General features: G+C 70.9%; 24 protein-coding genes. 12 read left to right on the forward strand and 12 right to left on the reverse strand.

Annotated features, from left to right (window positions below; all coding sequences use genetic code 11):
* The first annotated feature begins 10 nt into the window (after positions 1-10).
* On the forward strand, positions 11-1675 hold the full coding sequence (locus tag BLU42_RS15555; RefSeq protein WP_197680462.1) for an HAD family acid phosphatase: 1665 nt from the start codon (positions 11-13) through the stop codon (positions 1673-1675).
* Positions 1676-1734: 59 nt separating this feature from the next.
* Positions 1735-2214 (forward strand): 2'-5' RNA ligase family protein, encoded by a 480-nt coding sequence (locus BLU42_RS15560; protein ID WP_197680463.1) that lies wholly within the window; start codon positions 1735-1737, stop codon positions 2212-2214.
* A gap of 127 nt (positions 2215-2341) precedes the next feature.
* Here the strand turns inward: BLU42_RS15560 and BLU42_RS15565 are convergent, their stop codons facing one another.
* From BLU42_RS15565 to BLU42_RS15580, 4 genes are read right to left on the reverse strand one after another with little or no spacing between them, the layout of a single operon-like run.
* Entirely contained in the window at positions 2342-3274 is a 933-nt protein-coding gene (locus BLU42_RS15565) for an ABC transporter substrate-binding protein (RefSeq protein ID WP_197680464.1), read from the reverse strand.
* Between the two features lie 50 nt (positions 3275-3324).
* Complete coding sequence (locus tag BLU42_RS15570) at positions 3325-4002, reverse strand: ABC transporter permease subunit (protein WP_091076260.1); 678 nt, start codon at positions 4000-4002, stop codon at positions 3325-3327.
* Positions 3999-4652: an ABC transporter permease gene (locus BLU42_RS15575; RefSeq protein WP_091076263.1), complete on the reverse strand. Its 654-nt coding sequence runs from the start codon at positions 4650-4652 to the stop codon at positions 3999-4001. Before BLU42_RS15575 ends, BLU42_RS15570 begins: the two co-directional genes overlap by 4 nt.
* On the reverse strand, positions 4649-6184 hold the full coding sequence (locus BLU42_RS15580) for an ATP-binding cassette domain-containing protein (protein WP_091076266.1): 1536 nt from the start codon (positions 6182-6184) through the stop codon (positions 4649-4651). Before BLU42_RS15580 ends, BLU42_RS15575 begins: the two co-directional genes overlap by 4 nt.
* Before the next feature lie 252 nt (positions 6185-6436).
* Between BLU42_RS15580 and BLU42_RS15585 the strand changes: the two genes are divergently transcribed.
* From BLU42_RS15585 to BLU42_RS15610, 6 genes are all read left to right on the forward strand, one after another.
* Positions 6437-8653 carry a (Fe-S)-binding protein gene (locus BLU42_RS15585; protein ID WP_091076268.1) on the forward strand — a complete coding sequence of 739 codons (2217 nt, stop codon included), beginning with the start codon at positions 6437-6439 and terminating at the stop codon, positions 8651-8653.
* Between the two features lie 133 nt (positions 8654-8786).
* Positions 8787-8951, forward strand: a complete 165-nt coding sequence (locus BLU42_RS15590) for a zinc transporter permease (RefSeq protein WP_091076271.1) — start codon at positions 8787-8789, stop codon at positions 8949-8951.
* Positions 8952-9157: 206 nt separating this feature from the next.
* Positions 9158-10078 carry a metal ABC transporter solute-binding protein, Zn/Mn family gene (locus BLU42_RS15595; protein ID WP_091076275.1) on the forward strand — a complete coding sequence of 307 codons (921 nt, stop codon included), beginning with the start codon at positions 9158-9160 and terminating at the stop codon, positions 10076-10078.
* Complete coding sequence (locus BLU42_RS15600; RefSeq protein ID WP_197680465.1) at positions 10075-10959, forward strand: metal ABC transporter ATP-binding protein; 885 nt, start codon at positions 10075-10077, stop codon at positions 10957-10959. The genes BLU42_RS15595 and BLU42_RS15600 overlap by 4 nt, the downstream gene beginning before the upstream one ends.
* Complete coding sequence (locus BLU42_RS15605; RefSeq protein ID WP_172825805.1) at positions 10959-11840, forward strand: metal ABC transporter permease; 882 nt, start codon at positions 10959-10961, stop codon at positions 11838-11840. Before BLU42_RS15600 ends, BLU42_RS15605 begins: the two co-directional genes overlap by 1 nt.
* Positions 11840-12235, forward strand: coding sequence for a Fur family transcriptional regulator (locus BLU42_RS15610; RefSeq protein WP_091076281.1), 396 nt, complete (start codon positions 11840-11842; stop codon positions 12233-12235). Before BLU42_RS15605 ends, BLU42_RS15610 begins: the two co-directional genes overlap by 1 nt.
* A gap of 1050 nt (positions 12236-13285) precedes the next feature.
* Here the strand turns inward: BLU42_RS15610 and BLU42_RS15620 are convergent.
* From BLU42_RS15620 to BLU42_RS15645, 6 genes are all read right to left on the reverse strand, one after another.
* On the reverse strand, positions 13286-15040 hold the full coding sequence (locus tag BLU42_RS15620) for a hypothetical protein (RefSeq protein WP_172825806.1): 1755 nt from the start codon (positions 15038-15040) through the stop codon (positions 13286-13288).
* Positions 14991-15512: a SigE family RNA polymerase sigma factor gene (locus BLU42_RS15625; RefSeq protein WP_091080719.1), complete on the reverse strand. Its 522-nt coding sequence runs from the start codon at positions 15510-15512 to the stop codon at positions 14991-14993. Before BLU42_RS15625 ends, BLU42_RS15620 begins: the two co-directional genes overlap by 50 nt.
* A gap of 753 nt (positions 15513-16265) precedes the next feature.
* Positions 16266-17273, reverse strand: a complete 1008-nt coding sequence (locus tag BLU42_RS15630; protein WP_091076293.1) for a zinc-dependent alcohol dehydrogenase family protein — start codon at positions 17271-17273, stop codon at positions 16266-16268.
* 93 nt (positions 17274-17366) lie between these two features.
* On the reverse strand, positions 17367-18128 hold the full coding sequence (locus BLU42_RS15635) for an SDR family oxidoreductase (RefSeq protein ID WP_091076296.1): 762 nt from the start codon (positions 18126-18128) through the stop codon (positions 17367-17369).
* Between the two features lie 110 nt (positions 18129-18238).
* Complete coding sequence (locus BLU42_RS15640) at positions 18239-19222, reverse strand: aldo/keto reductase (RefSeq protein WP_091076300.1); 984 nt, start codon at positions 19220-19222, stop codon at positions 18239-18241.
* A gap of 119 nt (positions 19223-19341) precedes the next feature.
* Positions 19342-20187 (reverse strand): SDR family NAD(P)-dependent oxidoreductase, encoded by an 846-nt coding sequence (locus BLU42_RS15645; RefSeq protein ID WP_091076305.1) that lies wholly within the window; start codon positions 20185-20187, stop codon positions 19342-19344.
* A 129-nt stretch (positions 20188-20316) separates the two neighbouring features.
* On the opposite strand from BLU42_RS15645, the gene BLU42_RS15650 reads away from it, so the two are divergent.
* The 4 genes from BLU42_RS15650 (at position 20317) to BLU42_RS15665 (ending at position 23757) form a co-directional block, all read left to right on the forward strand.
* The gene (locus BLU42_RS15650) at positions 20317-21237 is read left to right on the forward strand and encodes a helix-turn-helix domain-containing protein (protein WP_091076308.1); all 921 of its coding nucleotides are present in this window, start codon (positions 20317-20319) and stop codon (positions 21235-21237) included.
* A gap of 199 nt (positions 21238-21436) precedes the next feature.
* Complete coding sequence (locus BLU42_RS15655; RefSeq protein ID WP_091076310.1) at positions 21437-22198, forward strand: SDR family NAD(P)-dependent oxidoreductase; 762 nt, start codon at positions 21437-21439, stop codon at positions 22196-22198.
* Positions 22195-23190: a threonine/serine dehydratase gene (locus tag BLU42_RS15660; RefSeq protein WP_407940204.1), complete on the forward strand. Its 996-nt coding sequence runs from the start codon at positions 22195-22197 to the stop codon at positions 23188-23190. Before BLU42_RS15655 ends, BLU42_RS15660 begins: the two co-directional genes overlap by 4 nt.
* A gap of 210 nt (positions 23191-23400) precedes the next feature.
* Positions 23401-23757, forward strand: a complete 357-nt coding sequence (locus tag BLU42_RS15665) for a Rossmann-fold NAD(P)-binding domain-containing protein (protein ID WP_091076313.1) — start codon at positions 23401-23403, stop codon at positions 23755-23757.
* 268 nt (positions 23758-24025) lie between these two features.
* Here BLU42_RS15665 and dcd read toward each other — a convergent pair whose 3' ends face one another.
* A complete protein-coding gene (gene dcd / locus BLU42_RS15670; protein ID WP_091076317.1) occupies positions 24026-24601 on the reverse strand; it encodes a dCTP deaminase in 576 nt (191 codons plus the stop codon).
* A gap of 70 nt (positions 24602-24671) precedes the next feature.
* Entirely contained in the window at positions 24672-25217 is a 546-nt protein-coding gene (locus BLU42_RS15675) for a MarR family winged helix-turn-helix transcriptional regulator (protein ID WP_157720005.1), read from the reverse strand.
* Between the last annotated feature and the right edge of the window lie 14 nt (positions 25218-25231).

Raw genomic sequence — 25231 nt, forward strand, 5'->3', positions numbered from 1 at the left:
GGAGGTTCTCGTGCCCCGTCCTCGTCCCTCGGTGCTCGTCGCCGGCCTCGCCACCGCCCTGCTCGGGGCGCTCGTCGCTCCGCCGGCCGGCGCCCAGCCCGTCGCCCCTTCCACGTCGAGCACCACGGTCGACGTGGCCGCGCGCTCGAGCGCCGCGAAGGCGACCCTCGCGCCGCGCACGCACTTCACGATGAAGCCGGACGGCTCGAGCGGTCGCACCCAGGGCGGCGAGGGCATCCCGAACGTCGACTCGGTCAAGAAGACGATCGCCACCTACTACGGCGACCCGGGCACGGGCATCGCGAGCAAGACCACCTCGCCCTACATCTCCGAGATGCGCTCCATCGTGCGAGCCCAGGACGCGTCGCTGCAGAAGCGCTACGACCAGGCCAAGCGGCGGCACGAGAAGCCCGCGCTCGTGTTCGACACCGACGACACGACGCTCTTCACCTACGACATGGAGGTGAGTGCCATGCACTTCACCTTCGACCCGGCGATCCAGCAGCAGTGGATCGACGACCAGCGCTTCGCGGCGACCCCGGCGATGGTCGACTACGTCAACCGCGCGGCCAAGATCGGCTACCGGATCATCGGCCTGACCGGCCGCTCGGCGAGCCAGGAGGAGCTCACCCTGGCCAACCTCCGCAAGGTCGGCTACACCGCCTTCACCGCCGACGACTTCTACACCAAGTGGCAGGGCACCAAGCCCTCGTACATCCGCTGCGTCGACGTGAAGGCGTGCACCACGGTCGAGTACAAGGCCGGCACCCGCCGCTACCTCGAGCGCAAGAAGGGCCTCACGATCGTCGCCAACTACGGCGACCAGTGGAGCGACCTGCAGGGCGGCTACGCCGACCACACGGTCAAGCTGCCCAACCCGACCTACTACCTGCCGTCGGCGAACCTGCCCGGCGTCAAGGAGAAGAAGCTCGCCCCCCGCACGCACTTCACGATGGCGCCCGACGGCTCGAGCGGCCAGTACGTCGGCGGCGAGGGCATCCCGAACGTCGACTCGGTCAAGAAGACGATCGCCGTCTACTACGGCGACCCCGGCATCGGCATCGCCAGCAAGACCCGCTCGCCCTACATCAGCGAGCTGACGAAGATCGCCGACCAGCAGCGCCGCGCGCTCAAGGCGCGCTACCGGGCGGCCGTGGCGCGCGGTGAGAAGCCCGCCCTCGTCTTCGACTCCGACGACACGACGCTGTTCACCTACGACATGGAGGTGCACGACATGCACTTCACGTTCGACCCGGTGCTGCAGGACGAGTGGGTGCAGGACCAGCGCTTCCCGGCCACGCCGGCGATGGTGTCGTACGTGAAGGCGGCGCAGAAGGCGGGCTTCACGATCTTCGGGCTGACCGGGCGCAACGACGGCCAGAAGGCCGCGACGATCGCCAACCTGGCCAAGGTGGGCTACCCCGCCGACGCGTTCGTCGCCGACCGCTTCTTCACCAAGCCGAAGAGCGGCCAGCCCTACCCCGCGTGGGTGAGCGGCTGCGTCGGCGGCTCCACGTGCACGACGATCGAGTACAAGTCGAAGACGCGGGCCCACATCGAGGACGACCTCGGCTACACGGTCGTCGCGACCTTCGGCGACCAGTACTCCGACCTGCTCGGCGGGTACGCCGACCGCGCGGTCAAGCTGCCCAACCCGACCTACTACCTCCCCTGACCGGTCACGGGCACGCAGGCGGCGGGCGGGGCGGCGAGCGAGCGGCCGCCCCGCTCGTCGTGACGCTCGCCCTGCCCGACGACCTGCAGGGCGAGCTCGACGCGCTGCGTCGGGAGTGGTTCCCGGCGGGACGGACGGTGATCGGGGCGCACCTGACGCTCTTCCACGCCGTGCCCGGGGAGCACGAGGGCGAGGTCCGCTCCTACCTCGCCGAGGCGGCGGGTGAGGGTCCCGTGCCGCTGCGCGTCGACCGGGTGATGAGCCTGGGCCGCGGCGCGGCGTACGGGGTGGCCAGCCCTGCGCTCGCCCGCCTGCACGGGCGTCTCCAGGAGGCCTGGTCCCCGTGGCTCACGCGCCAGGACCAGCAGCGGCTGCGGGCGCACGTCACGCTGCAGAACAAGGTCGACCCCGCGGTCGCCCGCCGCACGGTCGAGGCGCTGGAGGCGGAGTTCCGGCCGGTCGACGTCGACGCGGTCGGGCTCGACCTGTGGCGCTACGAGGGCGGGCCCTGGGCGCACCTCCAGCGATTCGCCTTCTGAGGGCTGAGCTGCTCGATCCCAGAGCACGCTGACCCGCTGCGGGCGCTTCGACAGGCTCCGGGAGCGTGACACGCACAACGCCCCCGGAGCCGAGAGGCACCGGGGGCGTTGCGACGAGCGCCTCAGGTCAGGCGAGGCCCTTGCTCTTGAGCCAGGAGGCTGCCACCTGGTTCGGGTCCATCTTGTCGACGTCCACCTGCTTGTTGAGCGCGGTCAGGTCGTCCGTCGTGAGCGCGGCCTGCACCGGGTCGAGCGCGGCCTTCACCTGGGCGTTGTCGGCGACAGCGCCCTGCATCAGGGGCACGACGTTCTGCGGCAGGATCATCGACTGCGGGTCGGCGAGGGCGACGTAGCCGTTGTCGGCGATGACGCTCTCCGTGGTGAAGAACTCGCCGAGCTGGATCTTGCCGTCGTTGAGGTCCTTGGCACGCACCGCGCTCGACTCGTACGGCTTGAACTGCTTGAGCGTGGCGCCGTAGACGCCCTTCAGCCCGGGCACGCCGTAGGCCCGCGTCTCGAGGGTCGACGGTCCACCGAGGACCATGTCCTGGGAGAAGTTCTTGAGGTCGGCGAGCGACGTGAGGTTGTTCTGCGCGGAGAACTCCTTGGTGACCACGTAGACGTCCTGGTCCGCGGCCGCCGAGATCTCACCGATCTTGAGGCCGGACGGGAGGGCGCTCGGGAGCGCGTCCGCCAGCTCCTCCTGGGTCGTCGCGGTCGCGTTCTGGTCGACGTAGAGCAGCAGGTTGCCGGTGTACTCGGGCACGATCTGGATCGAGGAGTCCTGCAGGGCCTTGAGGTAGACCTCGCGGGAGCCGATGTTCGGCTTGGTGCTCGCCTGCAGGCCCTTGGCCGTGAGCGCCTGGGCGTAGATCTCGCCGAGGACCTGCGACTCGGTGAAGTCCGCGGACCCGACGACGATCGGGGTGTTGGTGCCGCCGGCGGAGGCGGACGGGGGTGCCGAGCTGGCGAGCGGGTCGGCGCTGCCGCCGCCGCAGGCGGCCAGGACGAGCGTCGTGATGGTGAGGCCGAGAGCGGCCAGCGAGCGCTTGATGGTCATGGACGGTTCTCCGTGATCGGGGCGGGGACGCTCCCCGCCGTCGGGCCAGATTAGGCGGGTGCAGCAGAGGGGGTGGCGGGTGCGCGCCGCACGCGGCGGGACAGCAGCCGCCCGAGGCTTCCGATCAGCAGGTCGAGCACGATCGCCAGCGCGGCGATCAGGACCGCCCCCGCGAACATCTGGGAGTAGTCGCGGTTGAGCTGCCCGCTGATCAGCAGCCGCCCGAGACCGCCACCGGCGGCGTACGCGGCGACGGTCGCGGTCGCCACCACCTGGAGCGTGGCGCTGCGGAGCCCGGACACGACCAGCGGGAGAGCCAGCGGCCACTCGATGCGGGCGACGACCTGTCCTCCCGTCATGCCCAGCGCCCTCGCGGCGTACACGGCGTCGGCGTCGGCTCCCGCGACGCCGGCGGCCGTCGCGGTCAGCACGGCCGGCAGCGCGAGCACCGCGAGGACGAGGACGACCTTGCCCGAGCCGGTGCCTAGCAGCAGCACGACGAGCACGAGGAAGCCGATCGACGGGATGGCGCGGGCCGCGTTGCTCAGGCCGATGACGAGGAAGCCGCCCCTCCCGGTGTGCCCGATGAGGACGCCGAGCGGGATGGCGATGACCGCGCCGATGGCGACGGCCGCGACCGTGTACAGGAGGTGCTGCAGGAGCAGCTGCCCGATGCCGCCGGAGCCGCCCCAGCGGCTCGCGTCGAGGAGGAAGGAGAAGTAGCTCACGCGACCCGCCTCCTCGCCCAGGGCAGGGCCCCTCGCTGGATCAGCAGGATGATCGCGTCGACGACGAGCGCCAGCAGGAGCGTCAGGACGAGCCCCACGATCACCGGCGTGTAGAAGTAGCGCGCGAGGCCGATGCTGAAGAGCTGTCCGAGCGCACCGCCGCCGACGACGACGGCCACGCTGACCAGCGCGATGTTCGAGACGCTCACCACCCGCAGCCCGGCGAACACGACCGGCATGGCCAGCGGCAGCTCCACGCGCACCAGCCGCTGGAACCACCCGAAGCCGACCGCCTCGGCCGACTGCTTCACCGCCGACGGGACCGAGCGCAGCCCGTCGACCACGCTGCGCACCAGGAGCGCGACGGAGTAGATCGCGAGGGCCACGGCGATGTTCACCGGGTCGAGGATGCCCGTCCCGAGCACGAGCGGCAGCGCGACGAACAGGGCGAGCGAGGGGATGGAGTAGACGACCCCGAGCACGGCCAGGATGACGTTGGCCGCCCGGCCGGTCCGGTAGACGAGGAAGCCCAGGGGGATCGAGACGACCAGCGCGGCGAGGACGGGCAGGACGGACAGCACCGCGTGCTGCGCCGTCAGGCTGCCGATCATGCTCAGGTTGCGGGTGATCCAGCTCCAGTCGAGGTTCATCCGCGCGGGCCCTCCTCGTGCGGGAGGGAGCGCGGGGTCCGGTACAGCCCGGACTGGCGGGGCTGCTCCTCCGGCCCACCCGGCTCGTCGGTGACGGCCTCGCGGACCGCCGTCGGCTGGTCGTCCTCGGTCGGCCGCGCCTCGGCGGGCTGCTCCTCGGCGGGCTGCCTCTCGGGCCTCGTCTCCCCCGCCTCGTCCGTCCCGGCGTCGCGCGCGACGGTTCCGGGCTCGCCGAGACCGGCCGCGGTCGCCCCACCCGGGGCGAGCTGCTGCTCGGTCGAAGGCACCTCGGTCGTCGCCCCGGCCGTGTCGACCTGGTCGGGCTCGCCGGCCGCCTCGTCGCGCTCGGGCTGGTCCGCTACCGGGTCACCGCTGTCGTCGAGCTGGGCGTACGCCGTCGTGACGGCCGTCTGCGCCTCGGCTGACTGCTGCTCACGGGCCTCGGCGGCCTCGACCGTGATCGACTCGGGGCTGCCGCTGCGGCGGTCGCGGACCTGGTCGAGGATCTCGTCCGCGGTCACGACGCCGGCGTAGCGGCCGGTGTCGGGCTCGACGGCCACCGCGATCGCGTACGGCGAGGTGAGCGCGGAGTCGAGCGCGGCCCGGAGCGTGTCGGCCTCGCGCACGAACGTGCCGCCGATCGGGTGCACGAGGCCGGCCCGCTCCTCGTCGACCCAGCCGACGGGTCGGGCGTCGCCGTCGAGCACGAGCGTCGGGCCCTGGTGACCGCTCGACGCGGCCTCGCGGACCACCGCGACCTCGCCCAGCCGCAGGCCGTCGGCGGGCAGGAACGACAGCGAGCGGTAGCCGCGGTCGCGCCCGACGAACCCTTCGACGAAGGCGTCGGCCGGCTCGTCGAGCAGCTGCTGCGGCGGGCCGACCTGGGCCAGCCGGCCGCCGACGCGCAGGATCGCCACCTGGTCGCCGAGCTTGATCGCCTCGTCGATGTCGTGCGTGATCAGGACGATCGTCTTGCTGATCTGTCGCTGCAGCGACAGGAAGAACTCGTGGAGCTCGGTGCGCACGACCGGGTCGACCGCGGAGAAGGGCTCGTCCATGAGCATGACCAGCGGGTCGGCGGCCAGCGCCCGGGCGACGCCCACGCGCTGCTGCTGGCCGCCGGAGAGCTGCGCGGGGTAGCGCTCGGCCATGCCCCGGTCGAGGCCGACGTTGGCCAGCAGCTCCATCGAGCGCTTGCGGGTCTTGGTGCGGTCCCAGCCGAGCAGGCCGGGGACGGTCCCGATGTTCTCGACGATGGTGCGGTGCGGGAAGAGCCCGCCGCTCTGGATCACGTAGCCCATCTGGCGGCGCAGCGTCGTCTTGCGCTGGCTCTTGAGCGGCTTGCCGTCCCACACGATGCGGCCGCTGGACGGCTCGAGCATGCGGTTGATCATGCGGAGCGTGGTGGTCTTGCCGCAACCCGAGGGGCCGACGATCACGGTGATCTGGTCCGACGGGATGCTCAGGCTCAGGTCCTGGACGGCGTGCGTGCCCCCCGAGAACGTCTTGCTCACGGACTCGAACTCGATCACGCGTACCCCACCGAAGATCTCGAATGAACCTCACCCGGACATGTCGCCCACGACACTAACGGGGGCTGCCGACAATTCCACCTGCGTTCCCCGGCGCGCCCCGGTACCGCTCCCCCGCTCCCTGGGGGCCTGATGCCGAGTGTGACGGCGCGCCGGTCTCGAGCAGGGCTTCCCACCCGAGGTCCTCGGGGTGTCGTCACACTCGGCGCCGACACGGACCCGGCACAAGTTACTCACGAGTAACATGCAGCCATGTCTGACGTGGCGGTCATGGCGGCGCGGGTGCTGGCGCTGGCGATCTCGGTGGTCGGGGTGGCGCTCTTCGTCCGGGCGGTGCGGACGATCGTGCGCACGGTGTCGCTCGGCGGACCAGCGAACCGCAGCGACTCCCCCGCCCGGCGCTGGCGCACGATGGTCGTCGAGACCATCGGCCACACCCGCATGCTCCAGCGCCCGTGGGTCGGCGCGGCGCACTGGCTGGTGTTCGTCGCCTTCGGCGCCCTCTTCTTCACCCTCGTCACCGCGTACGGGCAGCTGTTCGACCCGCGCTTCGTGCTGCCGGTCATCGGGCACTGGAAGGCGTACGAGTGGGCCGCCGAGCTCATCGCCTGGGCCGGCCTCGTCGCGATCGGCTACCTCATCTACGTCCGCGCGTCGCAGCGCGGCCGGGGCCGGGCCTCGCGCTTCTTCGGCTCGCACGGCGGCAAGGGCCTCTACGTCGAGCTGACGATCCTCGGCATCGTCGTCTGCGTCCTGCTGCTGCGCGCGCTCGAGTCGCAGCTGCTGGCCGAGACGACGCGCTGGGACTTCCCGCTGACGTGGTTCCTGCTCCCGTCCGGCATCGCGACCGGCGCCGCCGAGACGGCGGTCGTCCTGATCGCGGCGGCCAAGATCGTCATCTCCATGGCCTGGTTCGTCGTGCTCGGGCTCGACACGACCATGGGCGTCGCCTGGCACCGGTTCACGGTCTGGCCGAACATCTGGTTCAAGCGCAACGCCGACGGCGCCCCCGCGCTCGGGGCCCTCCCTCCCGTCCGGGCCGGTGGCGAGCCGGTCGACTTCAGCGACCTCGACGCGCTCGACGAGGACGCGAGCCTGGGCACCGCGAAGATCGAGGACTTCACCTGGAAGGGCCTGCTCGACCTCACCTCGTGCACCGAGTGCGGCCGCTGCCAGGACGCCTGCCCGGCGTGGGCGACCGACAAGCCGCTCTCCCCCAAGCTCTTCGTCATGGGCCTGCGCGACCACGCGTACGCGAAGGCGCCCTTCCTGCTGACCCCCGAGGACGAGCGCGACGCGCTGCCCGAGGCGCTCCGCCTCGAGGCGTCCCGCCCGCTGGTCGGCCCCACCGGGTACGCCGAGCCGGATCCGATCTCCGTGCAGGACGGGGTCGTCGCGGTCATCGACCCCGACGTCCTGTGGTCGTGCACGAGCTGCGGCGCGTGCGTGCAGGCCTGCCCGGTCGACATCGAGCACGTCGACCACATCGTCGACCTGCGCCGCAACCAGGTCCTGATGGAGTCGGAATTCCCGAGCCAGCTGAACGGCATGTTCAAGGGCCTGGAATCCAAGGGCAACCCGTGGAACGCGAGCCCCCGCACGCGGATGGACTGGGCCAAGGACCTGCCCTTCCACGTGCCGCTCGTCGGCGGCCCGCACGACGAGGACGTCGAGGACCTGAGCCAGGTCGACTACCTCTTCTGGGTCGGCTGCGCCGGCGCGTACGACGACCGCGCGAAGAAGACGACCCGCGCCGTGGCCGAGCTGCTGCAGACCGCGGGCGTCTCGTACGCGGTCCTGGGCAAGGGAGAGACCTGCACCGGCGACCCGGCCCGACGCGCGGGCAACGAGCTCGTCTTCCAGCAGCTGGCCGCGGAGAACACCGAGACGCTGCGCGAGGCGAAGGCCACCAAGGTCGTCGCCACCTGCGCGCACTGCCTCAACTCGCTCAAGAACGAGTACCCCCAGCTCGGCCTGACGATGGAGGTCGTGCACCACACCCAGCTGCTGAACCGCCTCGTCCGCGAGGGCCGGCTCACCCCGGTCGCGCCGGCCGACGACGCCGAGCAGCGAACCATCACCTACCACGACCCCTGCTACCTCGGCCGGCACAACCAGGTGTACGAGCCCCCGCGCGAGCTGCTCGGCGCGCTGCCGGGCACGACGGTCGCCGAGATGCCCCGCAGCGGCAAGGACTCCTTCTGCTGCGGCGCCGGCGGCGCGCGGATGTGGATGGAGGAGGACCTCGGCACCCGGATCAACGCCAACCGCACCGAGGAGGCCGTCGCCACCCTCGCCGCCGCCGGAGCGACCGACGCGGCGCCGGGGGCGATCGCGACCGGCTGCCCCTTCTGCCGCACGATGCTCACCGACGGGACGGACGCACTGGCGAACGGCTCGGGCAAGCCGGCACCCGAGGTGATCGACGTCGCGCAGCTGCTGCTCGAGTCGGTCCGCAGGGGGCGCTGACCAGGGCGGACGCCGCTGTCGGACCTGGTTGTCGAAGCGGTTGTCAGCATCGTGTTGCGTCAGCCCGGGACGCGTCCTTGACTGGTCCTGCCGACCCTCCGACGGGGTCGCCACGACCCACGAGGAGACCGAGATGACCGAGCAGACCACCGAGCACGAGACCCACGTCGAGGACCACTCCTCCCACACCCACGGCGACGGCTGCGGCCACGAGTCCGTCCAGCACGAGGACCACGTCGACTACGTCCACGACGGGCACCGCCACTCCGCGCACGACGACCACTACGACGAGCACTGAGCCCCGGCTCCGAGCGTCCTGCGCCGCCTCGCCCACCAGGGCGGGGCGGCGCTGCCGTGTCCGGACCCTCGTCCCGGCAGTCCCGGGCCCGCTAGCTCTGGCTCTCCGCACCGCACCCGGGACCGACGTACGCTTTTGACAATCGTTTTCAGTCTCATTAGCGTCGGACGCGTCGTCCTCGTCCCGCCGGAAGGTCACCCGCCACCATGCGCCGCCTGCTCGTCCCCGCCCTGCCCGCCGCCGCCCTGCTCCTCGGGCTCACGGCCTGCTCGGGCTCAGCCGGCTCCGCCGCACCGGCGTCATCCGGCGCCGCAGGCACCGTCAGCGTCGTCGCCTCCACCAACGTCTACGGCGACATCGTCAAGACGATCGGCGGCGACGCCGTCGAGGTCACCTCGATCATCGACGACCCCAGCCAGGACCCGCACGAGTACACGGCCAACGCCCGTACGCAGCTCGCCCTCAGCAAGGCCCAGCTCGTCGTCGAGAACGGCGGCGGCTACGACGACTTCGTCGCCACGATGCTCTCGGCGACCACTGCGAAGCCGCGCGTGCTGAACGTCGCCGACGTCTCCGGCTACGACCAGGAGCCCGCCGAGGGCGAGTTCAACGAGCACCTCTGGTACGACTTCCCGACGATGGTCAAGCTCACCGACCAGGTGCAGCAGGACCTGTCGGCGATCGCGCCTGACCGGGCCGAGACGTTCAGGACCAACGCAGCCGCCTTCACCACCAAGCTCGAGGGCCTGGAGAAGAGCGAGGAGACCCTCGCCGCCGAGCACCGCGGCACCGGCGTCGCCATCACCGAGCCCGTCCCGCTCTACCTGCTCGACGCGTCGGGCCTGGTCAACCGGACCCCCGAGGAGTTCAGCGAGGCGATCGAGGAGGGCAGCGACGTGCCGCCGGCCGTCCTGCAGGAGACCGAGGCCCTCTTCAGCGGCAAGAAGGTCGGGCTGCTCGCGTACAACGAGCAGACCACCGGTCCGCAGACCGAGGCCGTGCTCGCTGCCGCCAAGTCCGCCGGTGTGCCCGTCGTGGGGATGACCGAGACGCTGCCCGCCGGCCTCGACTACGTCGGCTGGATGCAGCGCAACCTCGACGCGGTGGGCGGCGCGCTGCAGGGATGAGCGCCGCGGCAGGGATGATGGGCCCCGTGACGGCGGAGGCGGCAGGGCGTACGCCCGCAGAGCTCGCCCCGCCGGTCCTCGCCATCCGCGACGCCGCGCTCGGCTACGGCGACCGGCTGCTCTGGTCGGGCCTGACGCTCGACGTGCGGCCCGGGCAGTTCGTCGCGATCCTCGGCCCGAACGGCTCGGGCAAGACGAGCCTGCTGCGCGCCGTCCTCGGCACGCAGGCCCTCACCAGCGGCTCCATCGAGATCCTCGGCGAGCCCGTGCGGCGGGGCCACCGCTCGGTCGGCTACGTCCCGCAGCAGCACCTCGCCGACCGCGGCACCCCGCTGCGGGCGCGCGACTTCCTGGCCCTGGGCATCGACGGCACCCGCTTCGGGCTGCCGCTGCCCAGCAGGGACCGGCGCCGACGCGTCGACGCCATGCTCGACACGGTGGACGCCCGCGCGTTCGGGCGTACGCGGATCGGTTCGCTGTCGGGCGGTGAGCAGCAACGGCTCCGGATCGGGCAGGCGCTGATCGGCGACTCGAGGCTGCTGCTCTGCGACGAGCCGCTGATCTCGCTCGACCTGCACCAGCAGCGCGCGGTCAGCGACCTGATCGACGCCAGTCGCCGCGACCACGACCGCGCCGTCCTGATGATCACCCACGACGTGAACCCGGTGCTCGACATGGTCGACACCGTCGTCTACCTGGCCAACGGGCAGGCGCTGGTGGGCTCGGTCGACGACGTGTTCACCTCCGAGGTGCTGAGCGACCTCTACGGGACACCGGTGGAGGTCATCCGCGCGCGCGGCCGGATCATCGTGGTCGGGCTGCCCGACCACGCGCACGAGGGCCACGAGCACGCCCCTCACCACGACGGGGCGGACCACTGATGCACCTCGACCTCTTCTCACAGCTCTTCAACTTCGAGGGCTACGGCGAGCTGCTGGCGCTCGTGCGGAACTCGGTGGTCGCCGGCGCGGTGCTCGGGCTCACCGGCGGGCTGATCGGCGTCTTCGTCATGGCCCGCGACCTGGCCTTCGCCGTGCACGCGATCAGCGAGCTGTCCTTCGCCGGCGCGGCCGCGGGGCTGCTGTTCGGCATCGGGGTCGTCGAGGGCTCGCTGGCGGGTTCGCTGGCCGCGGCGCTGCTGATCGGGATCCTGGGCAGCCGGGCGCGCAACCGGAACTCGATCATCGCCGTCCTGATGCCCTTCGGCCTCGGCCTCGGGATCCTCTGCCTCTCCCTCTACTCCGGGCGCGCGGCGAACAAGTTCGGGCTGCTCACCGGCCAGATCGTCGCCGTCGACAACCCGCGGCTGACCGCGCTGCTGGTCATCTGCGGGATCGTCGTCGTCGGGCTGCTGCTGGTGTGGCGCCCGCTGATGTTCGTCAGCATCGACGCGCAGGTCGCCGAGGCCCGCGGGGTGCCCGCGGTCGCCCTGTCGATCGTGTTCATGGTGCTGCTGGGCATGTCCGTGGCGGTCTCGGTGCAGATCGTGGGTTCGCTGCTGGTGCTGTCGGTGCTGGTCACCCCCGCCGCCGCGGCCCTGCGCGTCTCCGCCTCGCCGGTCCTGGTGCCGGTGCTGTCCACGGTCTTCGCCGTGGTGTCGATGGTCGGCGGGATCCTGCTCGCGCTCGGCAGCTCGATCCCGATCAGCCCGTACGTGACGACCCTGTCCTTCCTGATCTACGTGGTGTGCCGCGTCGTCGGCGGCGTGCGCGACCGCCGGTTGCCCCGGGCGCCCAGAATGGCCACGGAGGTGGTGTCCTGATGCCTCGTACGCCGCAGCGCACCACGCGCCAGCGCACGGCGGTCGGTGAGCTGCTGCAGCGGACGTCGGAGTTCCGCACGGCCGCGCAGATCCACGACGACCTGCGCCACGCCGGCGAGGACATCGGCCTGACGACGGTCTACCGCACGCTGCAGCTGATGGTCGACGCCGAGCAGCTCGACGCGATCCGCACCGACGACGGCGAGACCGCCTACCGCCGCTGCTCGACCGGGCACCACCACCACCTCGTCTGCCGCGACTGCGGCCGCACTGTCGAGGTCGAGGGCCCCGCGATCGAGGCCTGGACCGACCAGGTCGCCGCGGAGCACGGCTTCACGGAGGTGGAGCACCAGCTGGAGATCTTCGGCGTGTGCGGGGAGTGCAAGGTCGGCTGACGGTCCTGCCCGCTTCGACGAGCAGGAGGGGCCACCCAGCGCCCAGCGGCACGCCGTAGCCGACGTGGCGCGGCCAGAGCGATGGACGGTCTGGCAGGTGAGCCGCTTCCCCGAGGTCGACGAGATCAGTGGCCGCGTCGACCTCGTTGTGGCTCGTTCCCTCCAGCTTCCGGTCGACAGCAGCTGAACGCAGCGTGCGAGACGCCGCCCGCTCTCGGCGGCTGCCCGCTCGAGGGTTGCCTGCATGCGCTCCTCGACGATCCCGCGCGCGTGCTCCAAGAAATCATGGAGGCCTTGTCTGCTGGCAAGAGGCTCCGTCGTCGATGCGTCACTGAGCGGGTTGTCTTGCTGCGGATCCAGCCACGCGACAGGATCGTTTCCATGAGGGCTGGGTCGGGTCTGTGGAGCGTCGCGGCGGCGGTCTTTCTGGCCACAGGTGGTTGCCTGACCGTGGTCGGCTACCAGAGCCGATCCTTCGGCTGGTCGCCTACGCCCCTCTCTCCGAACAGACGTACGAGTCGACGACGGGCCTGCTCGTGGTCGGCCACGAAGAGGCGGTCGGGCTGGTCGTGCTGACGGCCGGTCTGGTCCTCTCCGCACTGTGTGTCGGCGTCAGGATCGGCCGACGCGCAGGAGAGCCCGGTTCGGCGGCGGCTGACGCGAAGCTGATCGCACTCCTTGCAGCGCAGCGGCTCTCGGGGCGCAGCGCATCTCTCCGGGACCTCGAGGTCGACGTCGCCGAAGCCGAGCCAGGAAGTCGGCGAGTCGCTGCAGAAGGCGCCAAGCGTGGTCCTCATCGGTGGTCTTGACGAACACGTAGGCGGTGGTGCGGTCCCACGCGACCTTCGTCGTCGCGCTCGGCGCGGCCGTGGCGTCGAGGGTTGGTCACCTCGCTGATGAAGTGGCTCGCCACTCGTGTCGTCACGCCGGGTGACACTGCGCGGATGCGCGGGCTCGAGCCGTCCCCTGTCGCCCGAGGGCGGGATCGAGACCAGGCTCGCTCTGCGTCGCGCGGGCGACCCCGAGTCGCCGAAGAGGTGCTGGGCCAGGTCAGACGATCTCGAAGCCGGCGGTGGCGGTCTGGGCCGGGGCGGCGCCGCGTCTGGCCGCGTCGACCCTGATCTTGTAGGTACCGGGCGGCAGGACCAGCGAGAATCCGTAGCTGTGGTCCGCGGCGACCGGGGCGGTGCCCTGGTAGAGCGTCTCCTCGGTGATCGTGTCGATGACGTACCAGGTCACGTCGTCGCGACGCTGGTCCAGGGCTCCGACGACCTGGAGCGGGCCCGGCGCCGGCACGGCGTCCGGCAGGGTCAACCCGTCGGTCAGTCGCTCGTCCAGGGGTCGGAACGGGATGGGTTCGGTGGAGTCGAGGGCGTCGAAGAGCAGGAAGCTCTTCCCGCGCAGCGTCACCTGGACAGGGACTGGTCGGCCGACGTACGCCGAGACCGTGTGCACGAGGCTCTGGGCCCAGAACGCGGCCTTCGCCGCGTCGGGATCGGTCGGACGGATCTTGTCGTCGCCGGCGTAGTCGACCAGGACCGCGCCGTCCTGCTCGGCGACGCTGGAGAGCGTCAAGGACCCGAAGGGCCAGGAGGCGTCGTTGCTGGAGGGCTCTCGCCCGACCGCGGCCACGGCCTCGAGGAGGGTCGTCTTCGGTCGCGGTTCGGCCAGCAGCGTGTCCTTGGGTCCGGGGAAGTACACCAGGGTGGTCGCGACCGGTGTGGTCGGCGGATCTGTGACGGGACTGCGGGCGCCTGACGGGGCGCTGCCGGTGACGGTGAAGCTGCGCTGTTCCTGGACCTGACCCGACCGGCTTCGAAGGGTCAGGGTGTAGTCGCCGGGGTCGAGCTCCGGTGCGCTGCTGAGGACGGTGCGGCCCCCGCCGGCGGCGTCCGCCTTGAGGCTCGCGACCGTCCGGCCGTCTCGACCCGTCACGACGAGCTGGTCTCCTACGGCGCCCGGCATCGCGGCGATGCCGACCGGTGACGTGACTCGTTCCGAAGGGCCGGGGAAGAAGATCGAGCCGGTGTACGCGATCTCGACCCGCGGGTCGAAGAGCGGTTGCGTCGTGTCGACCGAGCCGTACAGGGTGGTCGGGCTGCCGTTCAGGGTGATGACGACGGGCCCGAAGGAGTCGAACGCCTCGTCGGCGGTGCGCACCCAGGACTCGACCCACAGCCGTGCCTGTGCGTCGGCTCCGGGACCTCTGGGACGCGTCTGGTCGTCGACGGATGCCATGTCGAGGTGCACCGTCCCGTCGAGGTAGGTGAGGCTCTTGACCCGGTTGGCGCCGTTCCTGGGGAAGGACACTGCTCCGGGCACCGTCGGGGCCTGCTCGAAGAGCGACTCGACGGCCTGCACCGGGTCGTACGGGGCGCTCGCGCGGGCCGCGTCGACGAGCAGTCCGTCGGTGCCCGGCCGGTAGATCGTCCACGCGACCCTCGGCTGGCTCGGGCGGTACCTGCCGGAAGGGGCGGTGCTGACCGGCGACGGGAACGCGCTGACGGTGTCGGCCGGGACCGCCGCCCGCTGGGGGCCGCCGAGCGTCAGGAGCACGAGCGCCACGACGACCAGGGCGACGGAGACGCCGGCCAGGGCCACCGGCCAACCGGTCTTCCACCGTGTCCGGACCGGCCGGAGGCGCTCGGCCACGAGCCGCTCCTGCAAGCGGTCCCAGGCGCCCGGTGACGGCTGGACCTGCTCGGCCTCGGCGTCCATCGCCTTCTGCAGCGCCGAGATCAGTCGTGGATCTTGATCAAGCCTCATCGGGAACTCCCAGGACGTGCCGCAGGGCGTGGACGCCACGGGCGCCATGGCTCTTCACGGCTCCCCTGCTGATCTGGAGCGCCGCGGCGGTCTCTGCCTCGCTCAGCTGCGCGTAGTAGCGGAGGACGAGCACCTCACGCTGCCGCTGTGACAGCTCGGCCAGCCCGTCCAACACCCGGCGACGCTCGAGGCTGAGGAGCGCCTGGTCCTCGGCGCTGTCGGCGTCCTCCCACCGCTTCGCGGGGGCCGAGCGCACGACGTTCTGGTGCCTGAGTGCCGAGCGGCAGCGGTTCACCACCGACACGTGCAGGTAGCCGGCCGCGTCCTCCGGCCGCTTCAGCCGCGCCCAGCGGGAGTGCAGGTCGACGAAGGCGTCCTGGACGAGCTCCTCGGCAACCCCCACGTCGCGCACGAGCAGCCACGCGACCCGGACCAGCCGCACGTGATGGGCGGCGAAGAGCGATGCGAGCGTGGTCGTCGGCGGGGGTTCGCCCGGCCTCGTCGCGTCCACCGATCTCAGCGCCTCCACACCACCTCCACGCGCGAGTGCCCCTCATGGTTGTCAGCCGACGACAGACTGATCCTCGCCTCCTCGGCACCCACGACGACGACCTGCCTCACGTCCTCAGAAGCCGAACGTCCTCAGAAGCGGAACAGCCACCGGCGCAGCCGGCCTTCTGGCCGGCTCTGACCGCTTGGACGTCGCCGTCCGCCCGGCTCCGCCGGGAGAGGTGACACCCTCGACCTCTCGGTCTCGGTCAGCGACCTACCCAACGGCATCCACACCAGCGTCAGCCACGGCATCGGCACGGGACCGTCTCCCCGTGCACGGTGATCGACACCCGCGAGTCGATCGCCGTGGGCGGCCCCAAGCCGCAAGACGTCAAGCTTGCGGGCGCGTTCGTCGCCTGCAACCGACCGTCCTGGGAGCAAGAGATGCTTCTCATCCCGACCCGCAGGCCGCCTGGGTCCGGTGAACGGACGACGTAGGAGAGCTTCGCGACAACGGCACCCGACTAGCAAGACCTCGCGCAGTGACCGTACGAAGACCGGCCAACGGGCACCCGTTCGAGCATGTTCGGCGTCTCACACCTCGCGCTCAACCACCGTCATACGAGAACGGACAAGAGGTCTTAGAGATCGGTTTTGCGTCGGTATCGTTCTCGATCCAGGACGTCGCCACCACGCGCGAGGTCGGAGGTGCTGGGTTCGTACTCTCACGGTCAGGGGCATGGCGTGGCCTCTTAGGACGAACCGGAGTGGATCAGGTGGTGTCGGTCTGCGGCATCGTGATGACGACCTTGCCGACCTGGGCGTTGCTCTCGAGGTAGGTGTAGGCGTCGGCGATGGCGCTGAGGGCGAAGGTGCGGTCAACGGTGGGCCGTAGCGCGCCGGTGGTGATGCCGTGGTTGATGAAGGCGACGGCACGGGCCAGGCGGGTGTCGTCGCCGACGACCTCGACCACGTCGTAGCCGCGCAGGGTGAGCCGGTGCTGCAGCAACGCCAGGACGGGCAGGGTGGTCGGGCTGTCGCTGAGGGCACCGTAGATGACGATGGTGGCGTATTCCGCGGCTGCTTCCGCGACCTCGCTGAGCAGTGGCCCGCCGACAGGGTCGAAGACGACGTCCACCCCGGCGCCGCCGGTGATGTCCGCCAGCCGGCCGCGCAGGTCCTCCTCGCCGGTGGCGATGACGGCGCTGGCGCCGGCGGCGAGGAGCTCGTCGCGCTTGTCCGAGGTGCGCGACAGCGCGATCGGGGTGGCGCCGATCATCGCGGCGATCTGGAGGGCGGCAAGCCCGACGCTGCTCGACGCGGCCGAGACGACGACGACGTCGCCGGCGCGCAGGCCGGCGATGTCGACGAGCCCGCCGTAGGCGGTGGCGTACGCCATCCACAGCGCGGCGGCCTCTTCCCACGACAGCCGGTCGGGGTGCTTGACCACCGCGCGGGCCGGGGCGAGGACCAGCTCGCCGTGCAGCGGGTAGTCGGGCACCGCGAACGCAGGGACGACGCTGACCCGGTCCCCGACGGCGAGCCCGGCGACGTCGGGGCCAACGGCGTCGACGGTCCCGGCCGCCTCCAGGCCGGTGGCCTGGGGGAAACGGGGTTCGAAGAAGTGGGTACCGGTGCGGAACATGACGTCCGCGCGGTTCAGGGCCAGAGCACGGGTGCGGATGCGGACCTCACCCGGCCCCGGCTCGGGGGTGTCGACCTCGTCGACGGAGAGGACGTCAGGTCCTCCGAGGGCACGGAAACGAACGGCGAGGGGCATGGCTCTCCTGGGACTGAATTTGCTGCGTTGACGGCAGCGTCCTTCGTGCGGATGCGGGTTCGGGTGTTGGAGGGGTGCCGGGGCGGGCAGGGATTAGGCCTGAGCGGTGGGCATGACCCACAGCTCGCCGATGGCGGCGTGGGCGGGCCGGGTGACCATGTAGGCGACGCCGTCGGCGATGTCGTGGGGGTCGAGCATGGTGAACCCGCCGAAGTTCTTCTCGATGTCGGCGAGGATCTCGGCGTTGTTGTGCGAGTCGAGCTCGGTGTCGACCTTGCCGGGCTCGAGGACGCCGACGCGGACGTGGTCGGGCGCGAGCTCTTGGCGTAGCGCTTCGCTGAAGCCGTTCACCCCGAACTTGGTCATGCTGTAGACCCCGGAGGTGGGGAAGGTCGTGCGCCCGGCCAGGGAGGAGATGTTGACGATGTCGGCGACCTGGCGTGGCCCGTCCTTGGCCGCGTCGAGCAGGTGCGGCACCGCGGCGTGCGTGGTGTAGAGCAGGCCCTTCTGGTTGATCGCGATCATCTGGTCCCACTCGTCGACGTCGACGTCGCAGACGCGTCCGAGGAGCATCAGTCCGGCGTTGTTGACGAGGATGTCGAGGCGGCCGAAGTGCTCGACGGCTGTCGACACGGCCTGCTCGGCCTGGTCACGCTCGGAGACGTCTGCGCTGATCGCGAGCGCGGTGCCGCCGGCGTCGGTGATCTCGGCGACCAGCGTGTCGAGGCGGTCTAGGCGGCGGGCCACGACCGCGACCGAGGAGCCGAGGCGGGCGAGCTCGAGGGCTGTGGCGCGGCCGATGCCGCTGCTGGCGCCGGTGACGAGGGCCGCCGTCGCGGTCAGCGGGGACGTCATGGTGGTGCTCCTTGTTCTGACGGCGGGCATGAGCCGCAGTGCTCGGTTGGGTGCGTGGCTGCTGGTTCGTACGTGGACGGGGCCGTGGCTGGTGCGGCGCTCGGGCGGGTTCAGAAGTAGGTCGGTTCGCGCAGCGTGTAGTGCTGCTCGAGGGCGGTGACCTCGTCGTCGGTGAGGGTCAGGTCGAGTGCGGCGACGGCGTCGGTGAGGTGGTGCGGCTTGGTGGCGCCGACGATCGGGGCGTCGACGACCGGGTTGCGCAGCACCCAGGCCAGGGCGACGGTGGCCATGGCCACGCCCCGCTCGGTGGCGATGCGTTCGACGGCGTCGATGGTGGCCTTGTCGGTGTCGAGCCATAGCGGTCGGCCCTGGAAGTCGGCTCGGGGGTTGGTCTGGCTGCGGGTGCTGCCGCTGCTTCCCCAGGGGCGAGCGACCACGCCGGCGGCGAGCGGGCTCCAGGGCAGGCTCCCGACGCCCTGGTCGGCGAGGAGGCCGAACATCTCGAGCTCTTCGCCGCGCTGGACGAGGTTGTACTGGTCCTGCATGGAGACGAACGTGGTCCAACCGTGCGTCTGAGCGGCGTGCTGCATCTTCGCGAACTGCCAGGCGAACATCGACGAGGCGCCGATGTAGCGGGCCTTGCCGGCGCGGACGACGTCGTGCAGGGCCTCCATCGTCTCCTCGACCGGGGTGCGGGGGTCGAAGCGGTGGACCTGGTAGAGGTCGACGTAGTCGGTGCCGAGGCGGCGCAGCGACGCGTCGATCTGTTCCATCACGGCCTTGCGGGACGTGCCGAAGCCGCCCGGGCCGTCGTGCATGTGCTCGGCGACCTTGGTGGCGAGCACGATGTCGTCGCGGCGGGCGACCTGCTTCAGGGCGCGGCCGACGATCTCCTCCGAGGAGCCGGCGCTGTAGACGTTCGCGGTGTCCCAGAAGGTGATGCCGAGGTCGACGGCCTGCGCGAAGTACGGCACGGCCTGCTCGTAGGGCAGCGCCCAGCTCCAGAACGGGGTGTTCCCGTCTCCGAAGCCCATGGTGCCGAGGGCGATGCGGCTGATCTTGAGGCCCGAGGTGCCGAGCTGGGTGTACTGCATGAGCGAGAGTCCTTCTGTCGTGGTCGTGGTCCGAGCTGGGCCGTTCGTTCGAGCTACGCCGCCGTCCCGGGGGGTTGCGACGGGTTGCCGCCGCGGCCCGGTGGTTGCTGTCGACGCTGTCAGGCGTCGTCGTGGTCGAGGGAGGACGACAGGTCGCGGTAGGCGTCGGCCTGGGCGAGGAGGTCGTTCGCCTTCTGCTCGGCGGTCTGCACGGCGTCGGCGCCGGCGAGCCAGCGCAGCGGCGGCTCGTCCTGCGCTGCGAGGCCGATCAGGGCGGCGGCGAGCTTGGCGGGGTCGCCGCCCTGCTTGCCGTTCATCTCCCGCCAGCCGGCGATGGTGTCCTTCGTCCGCGGGGCGTAGTCGTCGATCGACAGCTCGGGCCAGTTCGTCGAGGAGCCCTCGACCAGCAGCTCGGTGCGGAAGAAGCCGGGTTCGACGATCGTGGTCTGGATGCCGTAGGGAGCGAGGTCGAAGCGGAGCGACTCCATCCACCCCTCGAGGGCGAACTTCGACGCGCAGTAGGCGGCGACGAACTCCTGCCCGACCAGCCCTGCGGTCGAGCTGAAGGTGATGACATGGCCGCTGCGCTGGGCACGCATCACCGGCAGGACCGCCCGGGTCACGTTCAGCGGGCCGAAGAAGTTCGTCTCGATCTGCTGGCGGAACTGGGCCGGGCTGATCTCCTCGAAGAAGCCGGCGTAGAAGTTGCCGGCGTTGTTCACCAGGACGTCGATACGGCCGAACCGGTCGGTCGCCGCAACAACGGCGGCCTGCGCGGCCTGCTCGTCGGTGATGTCGAGCGAGACCGCGAGAAGATCGGGGTGCTCACCGAGGACGTCGGTGACCTTCTGCGCGTCGCGTGCGGTGGCCACGACCGCATGGCCCGCCTTGAGGGCCGCCTTGGCGATGTCGACGCCCATGCCGCGCGCTGCGCCGGTGATGAACCAGACCTTCGTGTCACTCATGTGTGTGCCTTCTCCCGAGGTGTGCTTGACGTTCAGTCAAGGCCCCGGGCGGGCGGGGAGGGAGTCCCTGGCTATCCAGTGACTGCCAGGGACCCCCTAAGTCCCGACGTGGCGCGTACGTTCACCCTCATGGACAGCCGCAGCGAGATGCGTGAGTTCCTGGTCTCCCGGCGAGCCCGGCTCACACCCGAGGAGGTCGGCCTGCCCGACTTCGGCGGTCGTCGCCGGGTCCCGGGTCTGCGCCGTGAAGAGGTCGCGCTGGTCGCCGGGATCAGCGTCGAGTACTACACCCGACTTGAACGGGGTAGCTCGACCGGGATGAGCGAGTCCGTGATCGACGCGGTCAGCCGCGCCTTGCAGCTCGACGAGGCCGAGCACACCCACCTGTGGAACCTCGCCCGGGCGTCGTGCACCGCGTCGAAGCAACGCACCTCCAGCCGGACCCAACCGGTCACCGCGGGACTGCAGCAGCTCCTCGACGCGATGCAGGACGTGCCCGCCATCGTGCAGAACGGTCGCCTCGACGTGATCGCCAGCAACCGCCTCGGGGCGGCGTTCTACTCCGAGTTGTACGCCTCGGGGGACCGACCCCCCAACTTCGGGCGCTTCGTCTTCCTCGAGCCCCGAGCCCAGGTGTTCTACCGCGACTGGCAGGACGCAGCCGTGCAGACCGTCGCGATCCTGCGCGGCGCCGCCGGCCGGACACCCCACGACCGCTCGCTCAGCAACCTCGTCGGAGAGCTCGCCACCCGCAGCGACACGTTCCGCACCCTGTGGGCCTCCCAGGTGGTGCGCGAGCACCGGTCCGGCGACAAACGCGTCCACCACCCCGTCGTCGGCGACCTCGACCTGACCTTCGAGGGGATGGAACCAGCCACCGGGAAGGGCTTGCTCCTCACCGCCTACAGCGCCAAGCCCGGCACCCCCTCCCACGACGGCCTCCGCCTCCTCGCGAACTGGGCCGCGACCAACGACGCCGCCGCCAAGGACGCCGCCGCGGTCAAGGACGCTGCCGCGAGCTCCTCGCTCGACCAACCCACGTCCGGCTGAACCTCGAGGTCGGCTGCTTCACAGGTCGACTACCCCTACGTCGACCGCCCCAAGGTCGACCGCCCCAAGGTCGACCGCCCCAAGGTCGACCGCTGCGTCGTCGACACCCGCCTTAGCACCTCCGAAGTCGTCGTCCGCCGTCCCTGCCCGCCCGACTTCTGACCCTGCCCCCTAACCACCCGGAAAGCGACGTGAACAAATGGCTCGACTCGAAGGCTCCGTGACGATCGTGACCGGCGCCGGTCGCGGCGTCGGCCGAGCGACAGCGCAGCGACTGGCGGCCGACGGCGCCCGGCTCGGACTCACCGACGTCGACGCCGCCGCGCTGGAGGAGACCACGGCGCTGGTCCGCGAGGCGGGCGGCGCAGCCGTCGCCACCGCCGGCGACATCGTGGACCCCGCAACTATCGACGACCTCACCGGCCAGGTCGTCGCCGCGTACGGCCGGGTCGACGGGCTGGTCAACAACGCCGGCATCGTGATCGCGAAACCGATCCTCGAGTACACCGTCGCCGACTTCGACCGGCTGATGCACGTCAACGTCCTCGCCCACCTCGTCACCGCGCAACGCGTCGTCCCCGAGATGGTGAAGACCGGTAGCGGGTCAGTCGTGAACGTCGCCTCGATCGGCGCCCTCGCCGCCATCCCGCTCGTCGGGGTCTACTGCGCCTCCAAGGCCGCCGTGCTCGGCTTCACCCGCTCCCTCGCCCTCGAGCACGCCCCCGCCATCCGAGTCAACGCCGTCTGCCCCGGCGGGATCGAGACCGAGATGGCCGAAGAGCACATCCGCAGCTTCGCCACCCGCGAGGAGGCCATCACCACCCTCGCCGGACGACAGATGCTGAAGCGCTACGCCCGACCCGAGGAGATCGCCAACGCCATCGCCTTCCTCGTCAGCGACGACTCCTCCTTCATCACCGGAGCAGCCATCCCCGTCGAAGCCGGCTGGACCGCCTGGTGAGCGCACCCGACGACGCAGCACCCACGTTGAGGCCCGCTCCCGCTAAGCGGACCGGCCCGAGAATCAAGCGGTCCGACGTCGAGGACGCACGTCGCCGGATCGCGGGCCACATCCGCACCACCCCCGTCATGAAGCTCGACCAGCAGCTCGTCGAGCACGGCTACGTCAAGCTCGAGATGTTCCAGCACACCGGCACCTTCAAGGCCCGAGGAGCGTTCAACCGCATCCTCCGCGCCCACGAGGACGGCCAGCTCGACCCAGCCGTCGGGATCGTCGTCGCCTCCGGCGGTAACGCCGGCCTCGCCAACGCCTACGCCGCCGCGAAGCTCGGCGTCCCGGCCACCGTCTACGTCCCCGAGACCGCACCCCCCGTCAAAGTGGCGCGACTCCAGCGCTACGGCGCCCGCGTCGTCCAAACCGGAACCGACTACGCCACCGCCTACGACGCCGCCCAGCAAGAGACCGCCCGCACCGGCGCGCTCTACTGCCACGCCTACGACCAGCCCGACATCGCCGCCGGCGCCGGAACCCTCGCCCTCGAGCTCGGTGATCAGATCGACGGACCCATCGACACCGTCGTCGTCGCCGTCGGCGGTGGCGGGCTCATGGCCGGGGTCGCCACCGCCCTCGACGGCACCGCCCGCGTCGTCGGCGTCGAACCCGAAGGCGCCGCCGCACTGCGCGCCGCACTCGACAACAACACCCCGACCGACGTCACCATCTCCAGCGTCGCCGGCGACTCACTCGGAGCCCGCCGCCTTGGCGACATCGCCTTCGAGACCACCACCCGCACCCCGATCCGCAGCATCGTCGTCACCGACGATGCGATCACCGCAGCCCGCAGCCTGCTATGGGACCAGTACCGCCTCGTCGTCGAACACGGCGCCGCCACCGCCCTCGCCGCCCTCACCTCCGGCGCCTATCAACCCCACCCCGACGAGAACGTCGTCATCGTCCTGTGCGGCGCCAACACCAATCTCAACGACCTCTAGATGTTGCGGTTCATGAGGTTGGTGACGCTGGGGTCATAGAAGAGGCAGGCCCTGGCGGAGGATGAGCAGCCGATCACGGGCTGGCAGAGCCGTTCGATGCTCCCGGCAGTCGGCGTGTCGTTACCCGCACACGTTGGAGCACGGCAGGTCGCTGCGGCTTGACTTTAAGCGCTTCAGGTTCTTCATGATGATGGAGACTTAGCGTTCGGAGTGGTCGATGTCCGTGACGTCGTCGACGCTCACCTGCGGGCACTGGTTACCCCCGCAGCGGTCGGGCAGCGGTTCATCGCCGTCGGGCAGGCGCCGGTCAGCATGGTCGAGATCGCGCAGATACTGCGAGCCGGCCTCGGTGCTGCCGGCGCGCGGGTACCCCGACGCCGACTGCCGTCGTGGCTGGTCCGTGCTCTCGCGCTGTTTCGGCCCGGGCTGCGCGCGATGGTGCCCGAGCTGGGAAAACGCAAACAGATCAGCAACTCGAAGGCTCGCATCCTCCTCGGCTGGGAACCACGTCCGCTGCAGGCAACCGTCCTCGACACAGCCCGGAGTCTGCTGATTATCACCGGCTGAGCAGGCCTTCCCGGATAACGTGAGCCGTCGGTCGCTGGGGGGCCGACCGTCGTCACAAGCCGTCCGTTCAGCGGCACATGAAGGGACTCGATCTCGGTTGACGGAGCGAGGCTGAAGCCCTTCTCGTATGACCCGCCCGCGAAGATGCTCGCTCGACGGGGTTGCTACGAAGACCCACAACCTGCTGCATCTAGGTCCTAGCGGGATCCACGTGTCCCGGAGCCCGTCCGTCCCTCAGCAGCGGAGCAGGAGCAGGAGCGAACTCGGCTCAGACGTCCCCGCGCACGAAACCCAGGTGCGAACGGCTCGGGGTCGGGCCGCGCTGGCCCTGGTAGCGCGAGGAGTAGATGGCGGAGCCGTACGGGTGCTCGGCGGGCGAGGTGAGGTTGAAGAAGCAGAGCTGGCCGATCTTCATGCCCGGCCAGAGCTTGATCGGCAGCGTCGCGACGTTGGACAGCTCGAGCGTCACGTGGCCGGAGAAGCCGGGGTCGATGAAGCCGGCGGTCGCGTGCGTCAGCAGCCCCAGGCGGCCGAGCGAGGACTTGCCCTCCACCCGCGCCGCGACGTCGTCGGGCAGCGTCACGACCTCGAAGATCGACCCGAGCGCGAACTCGCCAGGGTGCAGGATGAACGGCTCGTCGCCCTCGACCTCGACCGCTCGGGTGAGGTCCGGCTGCTCCTCGGCTGGGTCGATGTGGGGGTAGCGGTGGTTCTCGAAGACGCGGAAGTAGCGGTCGAGCCGCACATCGATGCTCGAGGGCTGCACCAGCCCCGGGTCGTACGGGTCGAGCGCGATGCGACCGGCCTCGACCTGGGCGCGGATGTCGCGGTCGGAGAGCAGCATGGGCGCGACCCTATCCGTCCGCCCCGGGCGGGCCGCCGGCACGCAGTGAGGTCGTGGCCGCCGCCGACGTTCACCGGTCTCCGGGCGGGGGCCCCTCCTGCGGGTCCTGCAGCTGGCTGGTGAGGACGTGGAGCTCGTCGCGCAGCCGCTCGATCCTGACCGCGTCGAAGCGGCTGTGCTCCACGACCTGGGCCTGGGCCCGGGCCGCCTGCTGCTCGAGGGCGCGCCCCGCGTCGGTGAGCGTCAGGCGGCGCAGGCGTCCGTCCTGGGGGTCGGGCTTGCGCTCGAGGAGCCGTTCGCGGCTCAGGCGGTCCAGGATGGGGCTCAGGCCGTGGACGGGGAGGTCGAGCCGGGCGGCGAGCTCGGTCACGGTCAGGTCGTCGCGTTCCCAGAGCGCCATCAGGACGATGTACTGGGGGTAGGTCAGGCCGAGGGCCCCCAGCAGCGGCCGGTAGGTGCGGATGACCGCGTTGGAGGCGCTGTAGAGCGCGAAGCAGAGCTGCTCGTCGAGCCGCAGCGGGTCGAGCCCGGCCGTGCCCCCGTCGTCGCCGACCTGCTCGCTGCTCGCCCGCACGAGGAGTCGGGGCTCGGAGCCAGGAGCAGGTGCAGGCGTCACGGCAGGAGCCTTCC

Origin of the sequence: Microlunatus sagamiharensis (assembly GCF_900105785.1) — a bacterium.
GTDB lineage: Bacteria > Actinomycetota > Actinomycetes > Propionibacteriales > Propionibacteriaceae > Microlunatus > Microlunatus sagamiharensis.